General features: G+C 55.2%; 1 protein-coding gene. It reads left to right on the top strand.

Annotated elements, in window-relative coordinates; genetic code table 11:
- Nucleotides 1-281: amidase family protein (locus MXD62_RS08455; RefSeq protein ID WP_248828839.1), on the top strand; the 281-nt coding region annotated here is incomplete at both ends.

Here is a 281-nt window from a genome sequence, read left to right as displayed (position 1 = left end):
CTGACGGGAGATGTAAAAGGGCTGCGAATCGGCGTGCCGAAGGAATTGATCGGTGAGGGTATCGATGCTGAGGTGCGTGAGAGTGTATTGGCCGCATTGAAGCAATTGGAAAGCATGGGCGCGACCTGGAGTGAGGTGTCGCTGCCGCATACCGAGTATGCTGTGCCGACCTACTACTTGCTTTCGTCTTCCGAAGCCTCTTCCAATCTGGCCCGCTTTGACGGAGTTCGTTACGGCGTGCGTGCCGACAATGCAGAGAACCTGATCGAGCTGTATAAAGA

The sequence above is a fragment of the Frankia sp. Mgl5 genome (assembly GCF_023242985.1).
Taxonomy (GTDB): Bacteria; Actinomycetota; Actinomycetes; order Frankiales; family Frankiaceae; genus Parafrankia; species Parafrankia soli.
Note: the sequence above shows the minus strand (reverse complement) of the source record. Positions and strands in the feature narration are given on the sequence as shown.